The 20977-nt window shown below is 72.9% G+C and carries 14 protein-coding genes; 4 read left to right on the top strand and 10 right to left on the bottom strand.

Annotated elements, in window-relative coordinates; all coding sequences use genetic code 11:
- Position 1: 1 nt before the first annotated feature.
- The 8 genes from DEJ47_RS03815 to DEJ47_RS03850 all read right to left on the bottom strand — a co-directional run bounded on the left by DEJ47_RS03815 (position 2) and on the right by DEJ47_RS03850 (position 13150).
- Positions 2 to 1963: a heparinase II/III family protein gene (locus DEJ47_RS03815; protein ID WP_150164916.1), complete on the bottom strand. Its 1962-nt coding sequence runs from the start codon at positions 1961 to 1963 to the stop codon at positions 2 to 4.
- On the bottom strand, positions 1960 to 4152 hold the full coding sequence (locus DEJ47_RS03820; RefSeq protein WP_150164918.1) for a bi-domain-containing oxidoreductase: 2193 nt from the start codon (positions 4150 to 4152) through the stop codon (positions 1960 to 1962). The genes DEJ47_RS03815 and DEJ47_RS03820 overlap by 4 nt, the downstream gene beginning before the upstream one ends.
- A 25-nt stretch (positions 4153 to 4177) precedes the next feature.
- Positions 4178 to 6106, bottom strand: a complete 1929-nt coding sequence (asnB, locus tag DEJ47_RS03825; RefSeq protein WP_150164920.1) for an asparagine synthase (glutamine-hydrolyzing) — start codon at positions 6104 to 6106, stop codon at positions 4178 to 4180.
- Positions 6107 to 6109: 3 nt separating this feature from the next.
- A complete protein-coding gene (locus DEJ47_RS03830) occupies positions 6110 to 7639 on the bottom strand; it encodes a Wzz/FepE/Etk N-terminal domain-containing protein (protein WP_150164922.1) in 1530 nt (509 codons plus the stop codon).
- On the bottom strand, positions 7636 to 9030 hold the full coding sequence (locus DEJ47_RS03835; protein WP_150164924.1) for a Wzz/FepE/Etk N-terminal domain-containing protein: 1395 nt from the start codon (positions 9028 to 9030) through the stop codon (positions 7636 to 7638). The genes DEJ47_RS03830 and DEJ47_RS03835 overlap by 4 nt, the downstream gene beginning before the upstream one ends.
- Positions 9027 to 10292 (bottom strand): glycosyltransferase family 4 protein, encoded by a 1266-nt coding sequence (locus DEJ47_RS03840; RefSeq protein WP_150164925.1) that lies wholly within the window; start codon positions 10290 to 10292, stop codon positions 9027 to 9029. The genes DEJ47_RS03835 and DEJ47_RS03840 overlap by 4 nt, the downstream gene beginning before the upstream one ends.
- Positions 10282 to 11598, bottom strand: a complete 1317-nt coding sequence (locus DEJ47_RS03845) for a nucleotide sugar dehydrogenase (protein ID WP_150164927.1) — start codon at positions 11596 to 11598, stop codon at positions 10282 to 10284. The genes DEJ47_RS03840 and DEJ47_RS03845 overlap by 11 nt, the downstream gene beginning before the upstream one ends.
- Before the next feature lie 73 nt (positions 11599 to 11671).
- Positions 11672 to 13150, bottom strand: a complete 1479-nt coding sequence (locus tag DEJ47_RS03850) for a sugar transferase (protein WP_150164929.1) — start codon at positions 13148 to 13150, stop codon at positions 11672 to 11674.
- Positions 13151 to 13982: 832 nt separating this feature from the next.
- Here DEJ47_RS03850 and DEJ47_RS03855 point away from each other — a divergent pair.
- The 4 genes from DEJ47_RS03855 to DEJ47_RS03870 are packed head-to-tail and all read left to right on the top strand — an operon-like array spanning position 13983 to position 18665.
- Positions 13983 to 15164, top strand: a complete 1182-nt coding sequence (locus tag DEJ47_RS03855; protein WP_150164931.1) for a polyprenyl synthetase family protein — start codon at positions 13983 to 13985, stop codon at positions 15162 to 15164.
- Positions 15161 to 16645, top strand: coding sequence for a phytoene desaturase (locus DEJ47_RS03860; RefSeq protein ID WP_150164933.1), 1485 nt, complete (start codon positions 15161 to 15163; stop codon positions 16643 to 16645). Before DEJ47_RS03855 ends, DEJ47_RS03860 begins: the two co-directional genes overlap by 4 nt.
- On the top strand, positions 16642 to 17673 hold the full coding sequence (locus DEJ47_RS03865; RefSeq protein WP_150164935.1) for a phytoene/squalene synthase family protein: 1032 nt from the start codon (positions 16642 to 16644) through the stop codon (positions 17671 to 17673). Before DEJ47_RS03860 ends, DEJ47_RS03865 begins: the two co-directional genes overlap by 4 nt.
- Complete coding sequence (locus DEJ47_RS03870) at positions 17670 to 18665, top strand: DUF5914 domain-containing protein (RefSeq protein ID WP_150164937.1); 996 nt, start codon at positions 17670 to 17672, stop codon at positions 18663 to 18665. Before DEJ47_RS03865 ends, DEJ47_RS03870 begins: the two co-directional genes overlap by 4 nt.
- Positions 18666 to 18683: 18 nt before the next feature.
- Here the strand turns inward: DEJ47_RS03870 and DEJ47_RS03875 are convergent, their stop codons facing one another.
- Positions 18684 to 20252: an FAD-dependent oxidoreductase gene (locus DEJ47_RS03875; protein ID WP_150164939.1), complete on the bottom strand. Its 1569-nt coding sequence runs from the start codon at positions 20250 to 20252 to the stop codon at positions 18684 to 18686.
- The gene (locus tag DEJ47_RS03880; protein ID WP_150164942.1) at positions 20249 to 20977 is read right to left on the bottom strand and encodes a class I SAM-dependent methyltransferase; all 729 of its coding nucleotides are present in this window, start codon (positions 20975 to 20977) and stop codon (positions 20249 to 20251) included. Before DEJ47_RS03880 ends, DEJ47_RS03875 begins: the two co-directional genes overlap by 4 nt.

A 20977-nucleotide genomic window follows, 5' to 3' on the forward strand; every position in this document is an offset into this window, starting at 1 on the left:
CCTAGCCCTGGAACCTGAGTACGGAGGCGAAACTTCGCACGCCGTCGGCGGACCCGCCGGTGCCGACCAGCGTGGTGGCGGGCTCCTTGCGCCCGAACCCGGCGGAGTACCAGCCGAGCGGAGGGTCGCTCTCGCCGCGGTGTGCCCGCCAGCGCAGCTCCTCGGGCAGTTCGAGCACCGCGGAACGCGCCTCGCCGTCCCGGGTCCAGGTGAGCGTGGCCCGGTGCCCGTCGAGGTCCGCGGTGATCGCCGGTCCGAGGTGGAAGGCCAGGCGCACGGTCCGGTGCGGGCCGAGCACCTCGTCGGTGATCCGCACCTCCTGCTCGGCCGCCGCCACTTCGACGCGGCGGCGGTGCACGGAGGGCTGGTAGCCGTCGTGTTCGGCGCACCAGCGGGCCACGTTCCGCCCCGCGGTGTCGGCGACCAGGACGCGGGTGCGGGCGTGCCTGGTCCACAGGAACGGGCCGCCGGACACGGACTGGTCGGCGCCGTCCAGTTGCAGGGTGTTGTGAGCCAGGGTGGAGCGGAAGTACTGCCGCCAGTGGGGCTGCCCGTGGTAGCAGTACGTCCCCGGGTCGGCGAGCACGTCGACCCCGTCGTGCCTGACCTCCACGGACAGCGCGTCGGCGTGGGCGTGCGCGGCGATGGAGAGGAAGCCGTGCGGGCCGCCGTCGCAGCGGCACCAGATCTTCTCCGGGCCGCGCAGGATGGTCATGCCCGCGTCGGCGAAGTGGGCGGGACGGCTCCTCGGGCGGGTCACGCGCCGGGGGCTGTCGTTCTTCGCGTACGGGCGGATGAGCGCGGCGAGGAGCGGGGTGCGCACGCCGCCTTCCGGCACCTCGGGCCACCAGTCGAGGCGGCCGAACACGGCGTCGCCGGTGGCGAGGAGCGAGGCCCAGCGGTCGGTGCCGGGGCCGTCCACGACGAGTCCGTGCCCGTCGTCCGCGTCCCCCTGGCGGGGCGGCCGCAGCCGGTTGTCGACGACGGCGGCGAGCGCGTCGGTCATGCGCAGCAGCACGAGGCGCACGGTCGCGGGGACGGCGACACCCGCGGCGTCCGCCTCGGCCACGGCGGCGAGGCCGAGTTCGAGGACGAGTCCGTGGTATTCGCTCGCCAGTTCGCGGTTGAGGCCGGAGGGGAAGGTGTTGCCGCGCAGGTTCCGCTCAAGGGACCGCAGCGCGTCGTCGCGCCAGCGCGCGGAGGTGGGGAACCAGGCGAACGCGCAGGAGGCCGCGAGCTGGCCCGCGGCCTCGGCGATGACGTGGTTGTTCGCCGAGGAGCCGCGGCTGGGGAAGGCGGCGAGCCAGCGCTGGTGGTGCCAGATCTGGTCGACCGCCACCGGGTTGTTCTCGAACAGGTCGGCCGCGCCCTGCCAGCCGTCCAGCAGCCTGCGGATCCACACCCACGACAGGAGGCGGATGCCCAGCTCGATGCCGCTGGTCCAGTGGACCCCGCGCAGCGGCGCGTTCGCCGCCCACCAGGACCGCAGGTGCTCGGCGACCCGCTCGGCGTACCGCTCGTCCCCGGTGACCGCGTGGGCGGCGGCGAGCACGGTGAGGTACTGGTGCCGGGACGGCTCCCAGATCTGCTTGATGTCGCCGACCGCGTCCTCGTCGCGGTACGGCACGTCGAAGGCGTAGCCCCACGGGGCGCGCCGCCCGGTCTTCGGGTCGTACCACCAGTCCGGGTCCACCAGGTCGTCGCGGACCACGCCGAAGAACTCGGCGTGCCCGGCCATCAGCCGGTCCGCCTCGGCGACGAGCCGTTTCGCGGCCTGCGGCGGCACGGCGTCGAGCGTCCCGGCGGGCAGGACCGCGGTGAACCGGGCGTCGGCCGGGCGCGGGCAGGCGGGCGGCGCGGACCGCCAGCGCCGCCTGCGCACGACGTCGCCGGCCCGGCCGCCGATCTCCAGCGGCCCCATCCGGGAGAGCCGCCGCAGGTACCAGCCCGCGCTCATGCTCATTCGGCGCCCGCCAGCGTCACCGGCGCGCCACCGGCCAGGCCGGTCCGCACGGCGAGGGTGGCCGCGGTGGTGGCCGCCAGGGACGTCAGCGGCACCGGCATCGGACCGCCGGTGCGCACGGCCCTGACGAACGCGGCCAGTTCGGCTTCCTGGCCCTTGTCCCTGGCCTTGGGCAGCCGGGAGCTGACCCACCGCTTGTTCCCGTACACGGAGGCGCGGACGAAGTCGTCGAGCCGCAGCGCCTTGCCGTCGGCGACCAGGTCCAGCGTCTCCTTGGGGAGGCCGGCGGGACCTGAGGTGACGTAGCTGATGGTGGCGATGGAGCCGTCGGGGTAGCGCAGGACGACCTGGAGGTCGTCGTTGCCGGGGGTGGCGAGCGCGTACACCGAGATCGGGTCGGCGTCGAGCAGCCAGCTCACCGTGTCGATGAAGTGCCCGCCCTCACCGGCGAACCGGGTGCCTTCGCTGCCCTGGCGCAGGTACCAGCTGCCGTGCTGCAGTTTGCCCGCGTTGACGAGGTAGCGGACGCTGGCCGGTCCCGTGCGGGCGCCGAACCGCTTCTTGGCCTCGCGCAGCAGCGGCGAGAACCGGCGGTTGAAGCCCACCTGGAGCCGGTCGTTGCCGGACTCCTCCACAGCCTTCAGTACATCGGCCAGTTCGTCCTCGCCGAGGGCCAGGGGCTTCTCGACGAAGACCGCCTTGCCCGCATGGAGCGCCTGCTTCGTCAGCTCGGCGTGGGAGCTGTGGCGGGTGACGACGAAGACCGCGTCGATGGACTTGTCGCCGAGCACGGCGTCGAGGTCGGTGGTCGCCTCGGCGAAGCCGAACTTCCGCTTCGCGTTGGCGGCGGAGAGCGCGGTCGTGGTGACGACGGTCGACAGCTCGACGCCGTCGCGGCCGGTCAGGTGGGGCAGCAGCATCGACGTCGCGTAGTTCCCGGCACCGACGAACGCGAGGCGCACCGGCGACTTGTGGGCGCGGACGGGGGCCGCCGCCGCGGAACCGCTCAGCTTCACCGCGGGCACGGTCACCGACGGAGCCGCCGCCTCGCCGGTCTCCGCCGTGTGTTCGGGGTAGCGGAACAGCACGGCGACGGCCTTGAGTTCGCCGTCCTTCAGGCTCCGGTACGTCTCCACGGCGTCGTCGAAGTCGGCGATGTGGGAGATCAGGGGCTCCACGTCGACGCTGCCGCGGGCGGCGAGGTCGAGGAAGCACGCCAGGTTGCGGCGCTCGGTCCAGCGCACGTAGCCGATCGGGTAGTCGCGGCCCTCCAGTTCGTACGCCGGGTCGTAGCGACCGGGGCCGTAACTGCGGGAGAAGCGGACGTCGAGTTCTTTCTCGTAGTACGCGTTCCAGGGCAGGTCCAGGCTGCACTTGCCGATGTCGACGACCCGGCCCCGGTCGCGGCTCAGGTGGGCGGCGAGCTCGACGGGCTGGTTGCTGCCGCCGCCCGCGGCCAGGTACACCTGGTCGACGCCGTGGCCGCCGGTGAGGTCGGCGACGGCGGCCTCCACGGCGGCGGACGCGGGGTCGCCGCAGGCCGCGGCGCCGAGCCGCTCGGCGAGCGCGCAGCGCGACGGGTCGGGGTCGGCGCCGACGACGCGGACGCCCGACGCGACGAGGAGTTGCACGACGAGCTGCCCGATCAGGCCGAGGCCGATGACCAGCGCCACCTCACCGAGCTGCGGTTCGCCCTGGCGGACGCCCTGCATGGCGATCGAGCCGACGGTGCCGAAGGCCGCGTGCCGCGGCGCGAGGCCGTCCGGCACCGGGGTGTAGAGGTTCTCGGGCACCCAGTTCACTTCGGCGTGCAGGGCGTGCTCGTTGCCCGCGCAGGCCACGAGGTCGCCGACGGCCACGTCGTCGATCCCGTCGCCGACCTGCTCGACGACGCCGCACAGCGAGTAGCCGAGCGGCGTGTAGGAGTCGAGCTTGCCCATCACCTTGCGGTACGTCGCGGGCACCCCGTTGGTGGCGACGCTCTGCATGACCTTGGCCACCTGGTCCGGCCGGGAGCGGGCCTTGCCCACCATCGACATGCCGGCCTCGGACACCTTCATGAGCTCGGTTCCGGTGGAGATCAGCGAGTAGGCGCTGCGCACCAGGACACCGCCGGGCTTGCACCCCGGTGCCGGTACGTCGAGCAGCGCCAGTTCGCCGCTCTTGTAGTTCTGCACAACCTGTTTCACCCGAGCTCCTCTTGTTTCACGTGTTTCAGGCCGCCTGGCTCCGGCCGGAGCCGGAGACAGCGCCGCGGTACCAGTACTCGAGGGTCAGCACATGCCACAGATGCTTGGAGAAGTCCCGCTGACCGGCGGCGTCCTCGGCGACCATGCGGGCCAGCGCGTCGCGGCGCAGGATCCCGGAGTTCACGAGCACGCCGTCGTTGACGACCTCGCGCACCAGCGGCGCCAGGTCCCGGCTCATCCAGGCCCGCAGCGGCGCGCTGAACAGGCCCTTGGGCCGGTACACGATCTCCTTGGGCAGGATCGAGGTGGCGGCCTCCTTGAGGACGGCCTTGCCCTGCCGCCCCACGATCTTGCGGTCGCCCGGCACGGTGAACGCCGCCCTGACCACGTCGACGTCGACGTACGGCACGCGCACCTCGGTCGATGCGGCCATGCTGGAGCGGTCCGTGTAGGCGAGGTTGAGGCCCGGCAGGAACATCCGGGCGTCGGTCAGGCACATGCGGTTGACGTGGTCGTCGAGTTCGTTGTCCCGGTAGACGTCCGCGTGCTCCGTCAGCACGTCGTCGACGGTCCCCGCCAGGTCCGGGTCGACGAGGGCGAGCAGTTCGTCCTGGTCGTACATGGTGTAGCTGCGGCGGAACGCGGTCTCCTCCGGCAGTCCCGCGAAGGAGAGGAACCGCTTGGCGAACCGCACCGAGCGGTAGCCCCGGCGGGCCGTCGCGACCGGCAGCCGGTCCACCACACCGGACACCCCTCGCCGCAGCGGCCCGGGGACGCGCTGGTAGCGCAGGGCGAGCAGGTTGGCCAGGTGCTTGCGGTACCCGGCGAACAGTTCGTCGGCGCCCATCCCGGAGAGCATCACCTTGACGCCGGCCTCGCGGGCGGCCGAGCAGATCAGGAATGTGTTGATCGCCGCGGGGTCGCCGATCGGCTCGTCCAGGGAGTACGTCATCTGCGGGAGCAGGTCGAGGACGTTCGGGGCGATCTCGATCTCGTGCAGGTCTACCCCGTACCGCCGGGCGACCTGCCGGGCGTAGCGCAGGTCGTCGGGCATCGCCTCGAACTTGGCGTCGGCGGCGCGGAATCCGATGGTGTAGGCGGAGATCCCCGGCTGGTGGCGGGCCGCGAGCGCGGTCAGGTAGCTGGAGTCGAGGCCGCCGGAGAGGAAGGTCGCCACGGGCACGTCGGAGAGCAGGTGCTGCCGGGTCGACTCCTCGACGATGGCGGCCAGGTCCGGCCGTTCGCCGCTGCGGGCCCGCTCCCGGCCCTCGGCGGCGACGTCCTTCAGGTTCCAGTACGTGCCGCGCTCCTCCCGGCCGTCGGGCCGGATCCGCAGCCAGCTTCCCGGCGGCAGCTTCTCCGCCTCGCGGAACGCGCACCGCGAGTCGGGGACCCAGTAGTAGAGGAGCGAGGCCACCAGGGCCGCGTGGTCGACGTCGAGGGATCCGCCGGTGACGGCGGCGAGCGCCTTCAGCTCGGAGGCGAACACCATGCCCCCGCCGCGCCGCAGCAGGAACAGCGGCTTGATGCCGAGCTGGTCGCGGGCGAGCACGAGTTCGCCGGTGCGCTCGTCGAAGACGGCGAACGCGAACATGCCGCGCAGCCGGGGCAGGCAGTCCGTGCCCCAGCGCCGCCAGGCCTCCAGGAGCACCTCGGTGTCGGAGGTGCCGCGGAAGCGCACCCCGGCGCCGGTCAGTTCGGCACGGAGTTCGGGCGCGTTGTACAGCTCGCCGTTGTAGGTGAGGGAGAGGCCGTCCGAGACCATCGGCTGGGCGCCGGTCTCGGAGAGATCGATGATGGCCAGGCGACGGTGCCCGAGGTGCACTTCGCCGTCACCGGCCGGGTGGCTGTACCTGCCCGACCCGTCGGGGCCGCGGTGGGCGAGGACGTCGGTGAGCCGGTCGGTCACCGCCTTGCCGTCGGGCCAACGGTACGTTCCTGCGATGCCGCACATGTTCTACCTGGCCTCCTGGTCGCTGTACGGGACCCGTGCGGCCGGCACCGACGGCCTTTCCGTCCGCGGCTGCCCAGTCCCGTTCTGCCGGGGCAGCCGCTCATGAGGGCCTCGCAGCGCGGTGTGCAGTCCGTCCCACAGCGTGCCGTCGGTCCGGTCGCGGGGGTCGGGGTCGATCAGCACGACGCCGATCACCGGGATGCGCTGGTCGGCGAGTTGGCGTGCGACGGTGTGCAACCAGGCGGCGCTGCCGTGTCCGGCCCGTACGACGAGCACGGCCTGGCCGCCCAGGTACTGGAGGTCGGTCCACGCCGTGCCGGGCGCGACGGAGCCGACGCCGATGCGGCGCACCTGGTGCGACACGGTCGCGGCACGCTCGCCGCCGACGATCGTGACGTCCCCGGGTATGCGGCGGCTGTCGGAGAGTTCCGAGCCGGGCAGGCCGTCGATGACGACGACGGGCCCCTCCGCCGCGAGCACCCCCGCGACGTCCAGGGCGAGCGCGCTCGTGCTGCGCGCGCACCCCAGTTCCAGCAGGGACACCGGTTCCTTGGAGCCGCGCGCGGTGCGGGCGAGGGAGGCGGCGAGCCGTTCGCGTGCCACCCGGGTGCGCTTGAGCTGCCAGCGCCCTGCCGGGCGGCGCGGAACCCGGGGCAGCTCGGCGATGACCGAGGCGCCCAGGTGCGCCGCCATCTCCCGGCGCAGCACGGGCCGGTCGGCCACCAGGGAGGTGACGGCGGCCAGCGCCAGACCGAGGACGAGCCCGAGGACGAGCCCGATCGCGGCCTTCGTGGCGGCCGACTTGGGCAGCGACTGTTCCACCGCGCGTGGGGCGTCCACGATCTGCGTACCGGCGATGATCTTGGGCGTGCCCATCTGGGCTTCCTCGGCGCGCTGGTCGTAGTCGGCGATGCGCGAGGTGAGTTCGGCGCGGCGGGAGAAGAGGGACTCGATGCTCGCGGAGTCCTGCGGGTCGGTCTCCGGCGACCTGTCGCCGATCGACTCGTTGACCTCCTTGAGTTCGTCCCGCATGCGGTCGCGCTGGTCGCGCAGCGCCTTGGCCTCGGCCTTCGCGGCCGCCTGCATCCGGCGTACGTGGTCGGCGACGAACGCGTCCGCCAGCGCTTTCGCTCGCGCGACCGCGTCGGCGTCGTCCTTGCCCGTCACGTCGATCTGCATGAGGTTGTTGGTCAGGCCGGTGCCCCGGTAGTCCTGGAGGAAGTCCTCGGGCTTCTCGGTGGACTCGAGGGACTGGAGGGCCTTGCCCGCGATGCGGGTGGTCCCCAGGATCTCGACGTCGGTGCGGATCAGCGTGCCGGTGTCGTTGGGCTGGTCCTCCTGGTGGGCGACGAGCACCTTGGTCACCGCGCTCGGCGGGGGCGGCATGAGGACCGCGAGGGCCGCGCCGATCAGGAATCCGAGGAGCGCGAGCGAGCACCAGAGGCGGCGGCGCCTGCGTACCGACACCACCAGGGAGTGCAGGTCGAAGAGCGGGGTGGGCGCCGGGGCGTCCGCGGTCGCGTTCGTCGTCACGCCGGGCCTCCCGTCGCGTTGCCGCGCACGGCGAGGGCCAGGGTGGCCTTCTCCGGGGGCTGGTCGGCGGGGCGGTCCTCGCGGGCGCGGACCGCGCCCGCGACGACGACGCCGACGATTTCGTGCCCGCCGTCCGCGCACGCCTCGGCGATGCCGGCGAGCTCGGCGGCGGTCCAGTTGCCCGCGCTGAGCACGACCAGGGCGCCGGACTCGGCGCCGCTGTCCGGCACGACGGGCCGTGACACCGGGACCTCGACGACGCGCAGCGCGGGGTACCCCCTGTTCGCGGCGTTCACGGACGGATCGCTCGCGGACTCGGCGACGAGCTGCCCGGCGGCCCGGTGGGCGACCTCGTCCCCCTCGGGCACGACGACGAGGAGCCGCCGGGCGGCGGGCATCTTGTTGCGGAGGCGGGTGCACACGCGCCGGTAGCGGATGCGCCGTCCTGCCTCGTCGGCGGAGCGCTGCGGGGCAGGTGTGTCCCAGCGGGTGTCGAGGCCGAGGAAGTGGCGCACCATCGCTCGCGGGCCGTCCGGCCGGTGCGCGCGTCCTTCGTCGGGTACGTCGACGGTGCCGAGCAGTTCGGAGCGGAGCGCCGCGGCGATCTCGGGTTCGGTGCGCAGCCTGCGGTTCGTGCGGGCGGCGGCGAGGTGGCCGATGACGGCGGACACCAGGAAGAGGAGCGCCCCGCCGGCCATGAGCTGGGTGCGCGTCGGAGGTGCCTCGCCGGTCGGCTTGGGCGACTTCCCCATGACGACCATGCCGGCCTTGCCGGACACGGTCTCGGCCTGGTCCAGCTTCTTCATGGCCTCCTCCAGCGAGGCCCGCAGCTTCTCCAGGGACGTGCGGGCCTGTACGCCTTCGACGGTCCGGCCCGGGTCGGCCGAGTCGGCGAGTTCGCTGATGCGGCGGTTGGTCGCCTCCACCTTCTTGCGCAGGGCCTCGGGGCCCGTCTCCGTTCCGTCGTCGGTGCTGCCGCCCGTGAGCCGTGCGGAGAAGCTGACGAACTCCTGTGCCACCCGGTCGGAGAGCTCCTGTGCGCGCTCCGGGCTCTCTGCCGTTCCCGAGATCTTGATGATGTTCCCGTCCGTGGCCTTGGCGCCGACCTTGTCCTTGAGTTCGGTGGCGTCGACGTCCTTCCATCCGAGCTCGGCGGCCGCGCGGTCGACGACCGACGAACTGGTCGCGACCTGTGCCTGGGTGAGCAGTTCGCGCTCCTCCCACTGCCCCGGCAGGAGTACGGACGCCGATGCCGTGTACCGGGGCGGGAAGAGCACCACCGAGGCGCCGTACCCGACGAGTGCGCCCACCAGGGTGAGGACCGCGAGCAGCCGCCACCTGCGGCGGAGTATCCGGCCGACCGTGGCCAGTCGTATCGTTTCGTCGCTCAACGGAGCCGCCTCCTCCCCTGGCGTCCCGGAGCGGCTCTCGGCGCCGCGGTGCGTCCGCGGCAGGCGGCGTCGTAGGCGGCGAGCAGTTGCTTCTGGGAGTTCTGCCAGGAGAGCGGGCCGGTGATCCGCTCCTGGCCGATCGCGCCCATGCGGGCGCGCTTCTCCGGGTCGTCGAGCAGCTCCGTGACGAGCTTCGCGAACTGCGCCTCGTCGTTGGCGGGCGCGTAGACGGCGGCGTCACCGGCGGAGACGCGGGCCTCGCGCAGGTCGAACGAGACGATCGGCTTGCCCATCGCCATGTACTCGAGGACCTTGTTCATGGTCGACACGTCGTTGAGCGGGTTGTGCGGGTCGGGCGAGAGGCACACGTCGGCGGTGGACAGGTAGCGCACCAGGTCGGCGTCGGGTATTCGCCCGGTGAACTCCACCTGGTCGGAGAGCCCGAGCTCCCCGGACAGTTCCACCATCGCGTCGAAGGCGTCGCCCGCGCCGACGAACACCGCGTGCCAGTCGGTCCTGCCGAGTTCGTCGCGGAGTCGCGCGAGGGCCCGCAGGGCGTAGTCGACGCCGTCCTGCGGTCCCATGACGCCGAGGTAGCAGAGCAGATGGGGCTTGCCGTTCTTCAACTCCGGTTCGGCAGCCACCGGTTGGAACCGCTCCACCTGGGGCGCGCTGCGCACCACGAAGACGTCCTCCGGCCGTTTGCCGCCGCGGCTCACCGCGACGTCCCGGTAGCTCTCGTTGGTGGCGAGGACGATGTCGGCGGCCCGGTAGGTCATCCGTTCCAGCGCGCGCACGCCCCGGTAGAGGAGGTCCTCGCCGCGGTCGAACCGGGAGAGGTACAGCTCCGGCACGAGGTCGTGCTGGTCGAAGACGAACTGTGCGCCGCGCCGGGTCAGCCACCGGACCGGCAGGAACAGCAGGTCCGGCGGGTTGCAGGCGTGGACCACGTGGACCGGGCCGACCTCGCGGATCAGCCGTGCGGTGTGCCACAGCGCCGATCCGTACTCCCGCACATAGCCGGCGGGGCCCCAGGTGGCGGCGCGCAACGGGTAGCGGTGGATCCGCACCCCGTCGATCTCCGCCTCCGGTTCGGTGTCCCGTTTGGTGCCCTGGGGGCAGATGACGTGCACCGTCCACCCCGCGTCGCGGAGCGTCGTGCACTCCTGCCACACCCGCCGGTCGAACGGCACCGACAGGTTCTCCACCAGGATCAGCGCGCGCCGGCGGGGCCGGTCGTCTTGTACCGCATTACCAAGCAAGGCCCACGTACCCGGGTTCGGTCCGGCGCGCGTCGGCGTCGGGAAGGTGGATGAGGTCGATGAGCACCGGCGACTCGCCGTGGGGCAGCGCCGCGAGCACGGCCGGGTCCTTGGTCCCGACCAGGCACACGTCGGCGTGCTCCAGTACGTCGTCGACGGAGTCGGCGAGCAGCTGCGCGAGGTGCGGCAACCGGGTCTCGATGTATTCGCGGTTGGCGCCGATCAGCCGCGAGAGGCTGACGTTGGCGTCGTAGATCCGCAGGTCGTACCCCTTGCCGAAGAGTCTCTCCGCGAGTTCGACGAGCGGGCTCTCGCGGAGGTCGTCGGTGCCGGGCTTGAAGGAGAGCCCGAACATCCCCACCCGGCGCCTGCCGGTGCGCTCGACCAGTTCGACCGCGCGCTGCAGGTGGTCGGCGTTGGAGGGCAGGACGTGGGACAGGATGGGCACCGAGACGTCGGCGCGCTGCGCGGCGTGGACCAGGCTGCGCAGGTCCTTGGGGAGGCAGGAGCCGCCGAAGGCGAAGCCGGGCCGCAGGTAGGCGGGGCTGATGTTCAGTTTGCGGTCGGCCATGAACACGTCCATGACCTGGTGCGAGTCGACGCCGAGCGCCTGGCACACGGCGCCCAGTTCGTTGGCGAAGCCGATCTTGAGGCCGTGGAACGCGTTGTCCGCGTACTTGATCGCCTCCGCCGTCGGGACGGGCACCCGGAACACCTCGCCGGGCAGTCCCTCGTACAGCGCGGCGACCGCGTCGCCGCTGGCCGGGTCGAGTTCGCCGATGACGGTCTTGGGCGGGTCGAAGAAGTCCCGCACGCTCGTGCCCTCGCGCAGGAACTCGGGGTTGACCGCGACGCCGAAGTCGACCCCGGCCGTGCCGCCGATGTGCTTCTCCAGGATGGGCACGAGCAGGTTGAGGCAGGTGCCGGGGAGCATGGTGCTGCGGAAGACGACGGTGTGCCGTCCGCCCCGCTCGGCGAGCGCGATGCCGATCTCCTCGGTGACGCGCTCCAAGTACGTGGTGCACAGGCTGCCGTTGGGCTCCGACGGCGTGCCCACGCAGATCAGCGACACCTCGCTGTCCATGATCGCTTCGCGGACGTCGGTGGTGGCGCGCAACGCCCCGGTCCGTACGACGTCGGCGGTGAGCTCGCCGATCCGCTCCTCGACCACGGGGGCCTTGCCGTCGTTGACCAGGTCGACCTTCACCTGGTTCACGTCGACACCGACGACCTCGTGCCCCCTGCCGGCCAGGCACGCGGCCGACACACAGCCCACGTAGCCGAGCCCGAAAACGCTGACCTTCATGACTGGCCACTCCCCCCAGGCCGGCTGTCCCGGCCTGCTGTACGCGTCCTGTGCGGACGCCGGTCCCCGTGCATCAGTAGGCCCCCTGGCCGTGGATCACCGCGCGCAGCGTCTTCCACAAGATCACTGTGTCGAGGGCGAGCGACCAGTCCTCCACGTACCGCAGGTCGAGGCGGACGGCCTCCTCCCACGGCAGGTCGCTGCGTCCGCTGATCTGCCACAGGCCGGTCAGGCCCGGCTTGACCAGCAGTCGCCGCCTGATGTCCGGGCCGTACGCGGCGGACTCCTCGGGCAGCGGGGGCCGGGGCCCGACGAGCGACATCGATCCGGTCAGTACGTTGAACAGCTGCGGGAGTTCGTCGATCGAGTACCGCCGCAGCACCGCTCCCACCCGGGTGACCCGCGGGTCCCTGCGGAGCTTGAAGAGCAGCCCCGCGCCTTCGTTGCGGTCGGCCAGCTGGGCGCGTGCGTCGTGCGCCCCGGTGACCATGGTGCGGAACTTGAAGATGGTGAACTCACGGCCGTCCTTGCCGACTCTTCGCTGGCGGTAGAGCGCCCCGCCCCGGCTGTCCGCGAGGACGAGCAGCCCGACGAGCACCATCAGCGGCGCGAACAGGATCAGCAGGAACGCCGCGCCGAGGCGGTCGACGATGCCTTTGACCACGCGGCGGCCCCCGGTGAAGGTGGGCATGCTCACCCGCAGCAGCGGGATCCCGAGCACCGCGTCGACGTGCAGCCGCGGTCCCGCCACCTCCATCAGGACGGGCGCGACGACCATTTCGGCGTCGCTGCCCTCCAGGTTCCAGGCGAGGCGCTGCAGCCGGTCCGGTGACCAGTGCGGGTCAGGGGTGACCGCGACGACCCGGTAGCCGTCGCGGCGGACGTGGTTGGCGACGTCCGCGAGGCCGCCGACGATCGGCACTCCGTCGAGATGGTCACCGTCGGGCCCGAGGCCGTCCGCCGTGCACACCGCCTCCACACGCCAGCCGAGGTGCGGGAACTTGCGGGCCCGGGTGATCAGGTCGCTCACGGTTTCCGGGCTGCCGGCGGCGAGCACCGGCCGCAGGCACCGCCCGTCCTGCCGCTGTCTGTGCAGCCGCAGGCGCAGCAGGTACCGCGCGGTCATGGTGACGAGCCCGATGGCGGGGATCGCCACGAAGATCCAGAGTTTGATGTTGCGCGAGGTGAGGGCGATTCCGCCGAGCGCGAGAACCACGACAGCGGTGAACAGTGAGCGTCCGAGGCGCCGGAATTCCTCGGCGCCCTGTCCGAGTACGGACGGGGACCACGCACGGCTGACCGCCAATGCGCCCAGCACCAGGAGTTCGGTGCCGAATGCGAGAATGCCCCACTTTTCGTGCCAGTTGGCCGCGTCCCGGGCCCCGAAGAAGATACCGATCCCCGCCACCACGAATGCGGTGGCCACGGTATCGCTGGTGATCACGGTACGTCGGTACCGCTGCTCCCATTCGGTTGCGGGCTCGCTGATCGCCCCGTTCGCCAGACGCCCGCGCGCCGACGGAAACGGGCTGACTAATCCCCCCTGCCGCACAGAACCCCCCAGGTCCCCAGTGGTTCGACGTGTTCGCCCAGCACTGCCCCTCCCCCCGGGAGGCCCCCGCCTCCCGCACTGGTCCTCCCCCGGGAGACCCCCGCCTCCCGTGCCGCGCTGTTCCTCCCCGCGGAAAGCGCGCGCCCCTCGCGCACGGCATTCCGCTCAATTCAGCGCTTGTGAACCTTGTGAACAACCCACCCCGGCGGCAAAAAGGACACACTCGTCCTGCCGGACTCACGAACTGATGCCGAAACCCGTCGGAAACCCCGGATGCTCCCCGCACCCGAAGCCCGCACCGGGCCCCGGAATTGATCACCCCCACGTGCGGCGCCGGGACGCGATCGCTCGCTGTCCGTAACGCCGGACTATTGATCATTTATGGCTGCCTCGCGCCCGAACAGCTGAAGCACGGACAATCTAGAGCATGAGGACGGGTATGGAGAGGGGATGTGTGGAATTTGTGCTCGACCTTGGAGGCCGGATCAACCATTCCGTGAACACCCTCGGCTCTGTAACGGTCAGGACACGCGCTGTGACCAGCGGCGATAGGAACCCGTGACCGCCCCGGCGGTGACAATCCGGAGTCGGGGCCACCGGGCGGGGGTTCCGATGCGTGACGCGATTTCGACCCCGGAACGGCGGCCGAATGGCCAATTCCATGGCCATGGGCACGAGTTGGTACAAGTTCGAACATCGCCCGCCCGCGGGTGCCGCCCATGCCGTCCCGGTGACGGTCGGTAGACGGCAGCCGGGTGCATCCGGCGGGCCTCCGGCGCCCGAAGCGTTCTGTGACCCGTATCGATCAAGTGTCACGGTGGGAGGACGCGCCATGCTCTCGGGACCCGCGGAGGGGACCAGGCAGGACGCCCTGGACGGTGTGAGCGCGTGCGACATCGACGCCGATGTGTCCGCCGCGGTGCACCGCACGCTGGAGGGCATCCTCCATGGACGGCTGGAGGAGGCCCGGTCCATCGACCCCGCCTTCGCCGGGGACATCGCGGACCGCGTGGCCCGGTTCACCCTGCGCGGCGGCAAGCGCATCCGTTCGCGGTTCCTGTGGTGGGGCCTGCGGGCCTGTGCGGGCGGTGCCGGGCCCGGTCAGGTGGACGCGGCCCTGCGGCTCGCCGCCGGGCTCGAACTCATCCAGACGTGCGCCCTGGTCCACGACGACGTCATGGACGGCTCACCGCTGCGCCGGGGCAGGGACGCCGTGCACGTCGACCTCCAGAACCAGTACGGCGCGTCCGAGAAGCAGGACTTCGGGACGGCCGCCGCGATCCTCGCCGGTGACCTGGCGCTCAGCTGGGCCGACGACGTGGTCGCCGCGACCGTCCTCGACCCGGCGCGGGCGCACCGGGTCCGCGGGCTCTGGCGGGCCATGCGGGCGGAGATGGTCGCGGGCCAGTACCTGGACCTCCGGGGGCAGGCCACCGGGACCCGGTCGATGACCGGGGCCGTACGGACAGCCGTCCTCAAGACCGCCCTGTACTCGGTGGAACGCCCGCTGGCCCTCGGCGCCGCGCTCGCCGGCGCCGACGACGCGACGACCGGGGCGCTCTGTTCGGCGGGTCGCTGCGCGGGAATCGCCTTCCAGCTGCGGGACGATCTCTTCGGCGCGTTCGGCGATCCCGGGGAGACCGGCAAACCCTCGGGGGACGACATCCGCGACGGCAAGGGCACCTACCTCCTGGCGGTGGCGACCGCCAGGGCCGAGGCCGCCGCGGACCACGACGTGCTGGCCCTGCTCGACCGCTGTGTGGGCCGGGCCGATCTTTCCGAGGACGACGTGCGCGAGGTGCGGGAGGCGTTCGTGACGACCGGGGCCCGCGGGATCGTCGAGGACAAGATCCGCAAGCTGGTCGGACAGGCCCACCGCCACCTGGCCGCCGGCGCCCTGGTCCCCCATGCGGACCGGCGCCTGCACGAACTGTTCCGCGGGGTGGCGGGGCTGCCCGTGTCCGGCGCGACCGCCGACCCGCACCTTCCCCTGATCGAGAGCGGGAGCCGATGAGGACCCTTCCTGGCCGCACCGACCATGTGGTGATCGTGGGCGCGGGGCTCGCGGGCCTGTCCGCCGCACTGCACCTGCTGGGTTCCGGCCGCACGGTCACGCTCGTCGAACGGGACGACCACCCGGGCGGCCGGGCCGGACTCATGGACCGCGGCGGCTACCGGATCGACACCGGCCCCACGGTCCTGACCATGCCCGAACTCGTCGAGGACGCCTTCGCCGCGGTCGGTGAGAGCCTGCGCGACCGCCTCGACCTCGTCGCGCTGCACCCCGCCTACCGGGCCCGGTTCGCCGACGGCAGCTCCCTCGACGTGCACACCGCCCCCGACGCCATGGAGGCCGAGATCGAACGCTTCGCCGGCGCCCGGCAGGCCGTCGGCTACCGGCGGCTGCGCACCTGGCTCACCCGGCTCTACGAACTCCAGATGCGCAGGTTCATCGACACCAACTTCGACTCGCCGCTGGAACTCCTCACCCCCGACCTGGCCCGGCTCGCCGCCCTCGGCGGCTTCGGGCGGCTCGACGCGCGCATCGCCACGTTCATCTCCGACGAGCGGCTGCGGCGGGTCTTCTCCTTCCAGGCGCTGTACGCGGGCGTGCCGCCGGCCCGCGCCCTCGCCGCCTACGCGGTCATCGCCTACATGGACACCGTCGCCGGCGTCCACTTCCCGCGCGGCGGCATGCACGCCCTGCCGCGCGCCATGGCGGCCGCCGCCGAACACGCGGGCGCCGACGTCCGGTACGGGCACACGGTCCAGCGCCTGGAACGTTCGGGCTCGCGGATCACGGCCGTCGTCACCGACCACGGGCGCATCCCCTGCGACGCGGTGGTCCTCACCCCGGACCTCCCCGTCGCGTACGCACTCCTGGGCCGCGCCCCGCGCCGCCCGAGCCCGCTGCGGCACTCGCCGTCCGCGGTGGTCCTGCACCTCGGCACCGACCGCACCTGGCCCCAGTTGGCCCACCACACGATCTCCTTCGGGTCGGCCTGGAAGCAGACCTTCGACGAACTGACCCGCACCGGGAAGCTCATGTCCGACCCGTCCCTGCTCATCACCCGCCCGACGGCCACCGACCCCTCCCTCGCACCGGACGGCCGCCACCTGCACTACGTGCTCGCCCCCTGCCCCAACACCGACATCGGCCCCACCGCCCAGGACTGGACCGACCTCGCTCCCCGCTACCGCGACAGCCTCCTCACCGAACTGGAGCGACGCGGACTCGCCGGGATCGGGGCAGCCATCGAAGAGGAGTGCATGGTGACCCCCGCGGACTGGACCGATCGAGGGCACGCGGCGGGCGGCCCGTTCTCCGCCGCCCACACGTTCCCGCAGACCGGCCCCTTCCGGCCCCGCAACCTCGTCCGGGGCACCGACAACGCGGTCCTCGCGGGCTGCGGCACCACGCCCGGCGTGGGCGTGCCCACCGTCCTGATCTCCGGCAAGCTGGCCGCCGCGCGCATCACGGGGAAGAGCCGATGACCGCCCGCGAGCTGGACGCGGCGGGCATCACCGACCCCGTGCTGCGCGCCGCCTACGCCCACTGCCGACGCCTCAACGCCCGCCACGGCAAGACGTACTTCCTGGCCACCCGGCTGCTGCCGGTCGAACGGCGGCCCGCCGTGCACGCCCTGTACGGCTTCGCGCGGTGGGCGGACGACATCGTCGACGACCTGGAGATCACCACCGCGCCCGCCGAACGCTCCCTGGCGCTGCGGCGGCTCCAGGCACAGCTCGACCGGGGGCTGCGGACCGGGGAGAGCGGCGAACCCGTCGTGACGGCGCTGGCCGACACCGCCCGCCGGTACGCCATCGACCCGCTGCACTTCGGCGACTTCATGACGTCCATGCGTCAGGACCTGGAGGTGACCGAGTACGCCACCTACGGCGACCTGGAGCGGTACATGCACGGCTCCGCCGCCGTCATCGGCCTGCAGATGCTGCCCGTGCTCGGCACCGTAGTCCCCCGCGCCGAAGCCGCCCCGCACGCCGCCGCCCTCGGGGTCGCCTTCCAGCTCACCAACTTCCTGCGGGACGTCGGCGAGGACCTGGACCGCGGCCGGATCTATCTGCCCCAGGAACTCCTCGCGGCGCACGGCGTCGACCGTGCGCTGCTGCGGTGGAGCCGCACCACCGGGCGCGGGGACCCCAGGATCACCGAGGCGCTGAAGGAGGCCGCCGCGTTCACCCGCGGCGTCTACGCCACCGCCGCCCCGGGCCTCGCCATGCTCGACCCCGTCGCACGCCCCTGCATCCGCACCGCGTTCGTGCTGTACGGCGCGATCCTGGACGCGATCGCCGACGGCGGCTACGCCGTCCTGCACCGGCGGGCGGCCGTCTCGCGCCGCCGCCGTGCCGCGGTCGCCTGCGACGGCCTGGCCCGGCTGACGGCCGCGCGCCTGAGGCACCGGCTGACCGACTCCCCCGCGCTGCCGCCGCCCGCACCGCCCGAAGAGCCGGCCTCGCACGACGGCACGTACACGCCGCACACCCGGAAGGAACCGGTATGAGCCGCTACCCCCTGCGGCTGCGCCGCGAACCCCTCGCGTGGGAGGACCAGCAGCCGACCTGGCGCGAGGCACGCCCCGCCGTGATCGCCGACGCGCTGAAGCGCGCCCAGGGCCGCCCGTCCGGCAACTGGTACGTGGTGGGCGCGACCCGGCAGCTCAGGGACGACCGTCCGCTGGGCCGCACCGTGGCGGGGCGGGAGATCGTCCTGTGGCGCGACGCGGAGGGAACGCTGCGGGCCGGACCGGGTGCCTGCCCGCACCTGGGCGCCCCGCTCAAGGACAGTCCGGTGCGCTGCGGGACACTGATCTGTCACTGGCACGGCATGTCCCTGGACGGGCAGCCGTTCGCGGGCTGGAGCCCCTGGCCGGCCTACGACGACGGTGTCCTGCTCTGGGTCAGACTCGACGACGTCGGCGGCGAACAGCCCCTGGAGCGGCCGGTGTTGCCGGAGCGTCCCGACCCGGCGGAGAGCGTGGCGGCCGTGCTGACGGTGGCCGGGCGCTGTGAGCCCGAGGACGTGGTGGCCAACCGGCTCGACCCGTGGCACGGCGCGTGGTTCCACCCGTACTCCTTCGTGGATCTGACGGTGGCACCCGTCACGGACGGCGGCGGGGACGACCCGGGGCTGGACGCGTTCACCGTCGACGTGTCGTTCAAGGTGGCGGGACGCGCGGTCGTACCCGTGCGGGCGGTCTTCACCGCACCGGAGCCCCGTACCGTCGTCATGCACATCACGCGAGGCGAGGGCGAGGGGTCGGTGGTGGAGACCCACGCGACGCCCCTGGGCGCGGACCGGGCGGGGAATCCTCGTACGGCGGTCGTCGAGGCGGTGATCGCCACGTCCGGGCGCCCGGGTTTCCTCGCCGCCAGGGCCGCCGCGCCCGCGCTGCGGCCGCTCATGAGGGCGGCGGCGGCCCGGCTGTGGCGCGACGACCTGGCGTACGCGGAACGCCGGTGGGCGCTGCGCAGCACGGGCCGCTTCCCGGGCTGAGCCGCGCGGCGCCCCGGCTCATGTCCCGAACAGCCGGTCGAGTGCCCGCAGCGCCGGCACCCTGCCCCGGTCGGGGACCGACCACAGTGTCTGCCCGTGCAGTCCCCAGCGTGCGAGCAGCGCGTTCGCGGCGAGGAACCCCGTGGTCACGGCGCGCTCCATCAGGGCGGCCGGCAGGTCGGTGCGGACCAGGTCGCCCGCGACGGTGAGGGCCGGGTCCGCGGTGTGCACGGTGGGCCGGTCCTCGTAGCCGCCCACCGCGAACAGCGGGCAGTCGGCGCGCCATTCGTGCCGCTCGTCCACGATCTTGGCGTCGCGCGTCTCGGGGTAGACACGTTGCAGTTGCGTCCGCAGACGTTCCTGTTCCGCGGTCCGGTCGGCGCCGGGATCCACCGCGTACGCGTGGAGTTCGACGACCGAGCCGCCGGTGCGCGCGACCCGGCGGAGCGCCTCGCCCTCCCAGCGTTCGAGGACGCTCACGTTGTCCAATGGCCCGTATCCGCTGGTGCCGAGGAACCCCGGGCGGTCGGCGGCCACGGGGCGGTCGAGCCAGAGGCGGGAGACGAGGAAGGGCGGCGCGGTGCGCAGCCGCATGATCCGCTCGCGCCACCGGCGGTCGGCGAGCCGGGGCGAGCGCGCGACGACGTGCTGCAGGCCGGTCGTGTCGAGGGCGAGCACCACGGTGTCGTGCTGTGCGCCGCCGTCCTCGGTGGTGACACGGAATCCGCCGCCCGGCACCGGCTGCACGCTCTCCACCGCCTGCCCGGTGCGGATGTCGACGCCGTGGCCGGTGAGGTAGGCGGCCAGGGGGTCCCAGAGGGCCGTGGGGAAGGGTTCCTGCGGGACGTCGAAGAGCAGGCCCTCGCTGGAGCCGAGGAAGTAGATGTGGAACATGAGGGCGAGTTCGGCGGCCGAGAGCAGGCGCGGGTCGGCGAAGAAGCTGCGGGAGAACACCTCGAAGGCCAGGTGGTGGGCGGCCTCGGGGAACCGGATGCGTTCGAGGAGTTCGTGCGCGCTGGTGCCGTCGAGCCGCCGGTAGGTCGCCGGGACGCGGACGTCCATGAGGGGCAGGGCGGCGCGCGGGTTCATCCGGGCCAGGTCGCGCACGCCGAACGTGGGGCTGAGCGCGGCGAAGCCGACGGCGCTCCACGGCGGGGTGCGCGGCACCTTCGCGAAGCTGTCCCGGAACCCCTCGCTGTGCCACAGCGGATAGTCGGGCAGGCCGGTCAGTGTGGTCAGCCCCGGGTCGGTCCGGCGCAACAGGCCGCGCAGGTTGTAGTACTGGCGGAAGAACGCGTGGAAGCCGCGGGTCATGGTCGCGGTGGAGCCGTCGGCGAGCTCGATGGGCCAGCCCGCCAGGCGGCCGCCGAGCTGGTATTCGCGTTCGTACAAGGTCACTTGGACGCCGCGCTCCGCCAGGGCCGTGGCGGCGGCGAGACCGGCGAGGCCGCCGCCCACGACGGCCGTCGTGCGTGTCTCGCCGTCCGGTACGCGCGCGAGGCCGGTCGGCGCGTGCCACACCCGGGCGCGGCGGTCGCGGCCGCGGCGGGGTGTCGCGTACGGCTGTTCCGTGCCGTTCAGGTTCATCGGGCCGCTCCGCCCGAGCCGTCGGCCGAGGCGAGCACGGTGTGCACGATGCCGGTCTGCCAGCCGGGCATCGGCAGGACGCGCACGTGACGGAAGCCGGCTTTGCGGGTGCGTTCGGCGAACGCGTCGGCGGTGTCGAAGCCGGAGACGCTCCGGAACAGGTGCCGGTAGAGGGCTCCGTCGCCGGACAGGGTGCCCGCGGGCTGCACCACCGCCTTGCACACGGCCGTCCACACCAGACGGTCCGTCAGGCGTCCGCTGAGGGTGTACTCGTGCACGGCGAGGCGGCCGTGCGGGGCGAGCAGGGCGCGGACCGCGGCGAGCACGGCGTCGGGGTCGGCGAGGTTGCGGAAGAGGTACGCGGCGAAGACCGCGTCGAAGGGCCCTCGCACGCCCGCCTGTTCGAGCCGCTCGGCCGGGGCGTGCACGAACGTCACGGAGGGCGGCCAGGGTTTGGCCGCCGCGCGCTCCAGCATGCCCGCCGACGCGTCGACCGCGACGATCTCGGCGAGCGGGGCGGCGCTGCGCAGCGCGGCGGTGGAGGCGCCGGTGCCGCAGCCGAGATCGAGCAGGCGCAGGCCCGCGCCGCCGTCCGGCAGCCGCAGCCGCCGGGCGGAGCGGCGCAGGTGCGCGTGGTAGCCGGGGTTGGCCGCGACGAGCCGGTCGTAGGTGCGGGCGGCGTGGTCGAACGCGGCGGACAGGGTGTCGTCGCGCAGCACGGTCAT

Source organism: Streptomyces venezuelae (assembly GCF_008642355.1).
In the GTDB taxonomy this organism is placed as follows: domain Bacteria; phylum Actinomycetota; class Actinomycetes; order Streptomycetales; family Streptomycetaceae; genus Streptomyces; species Streptomyces venezuelae_B.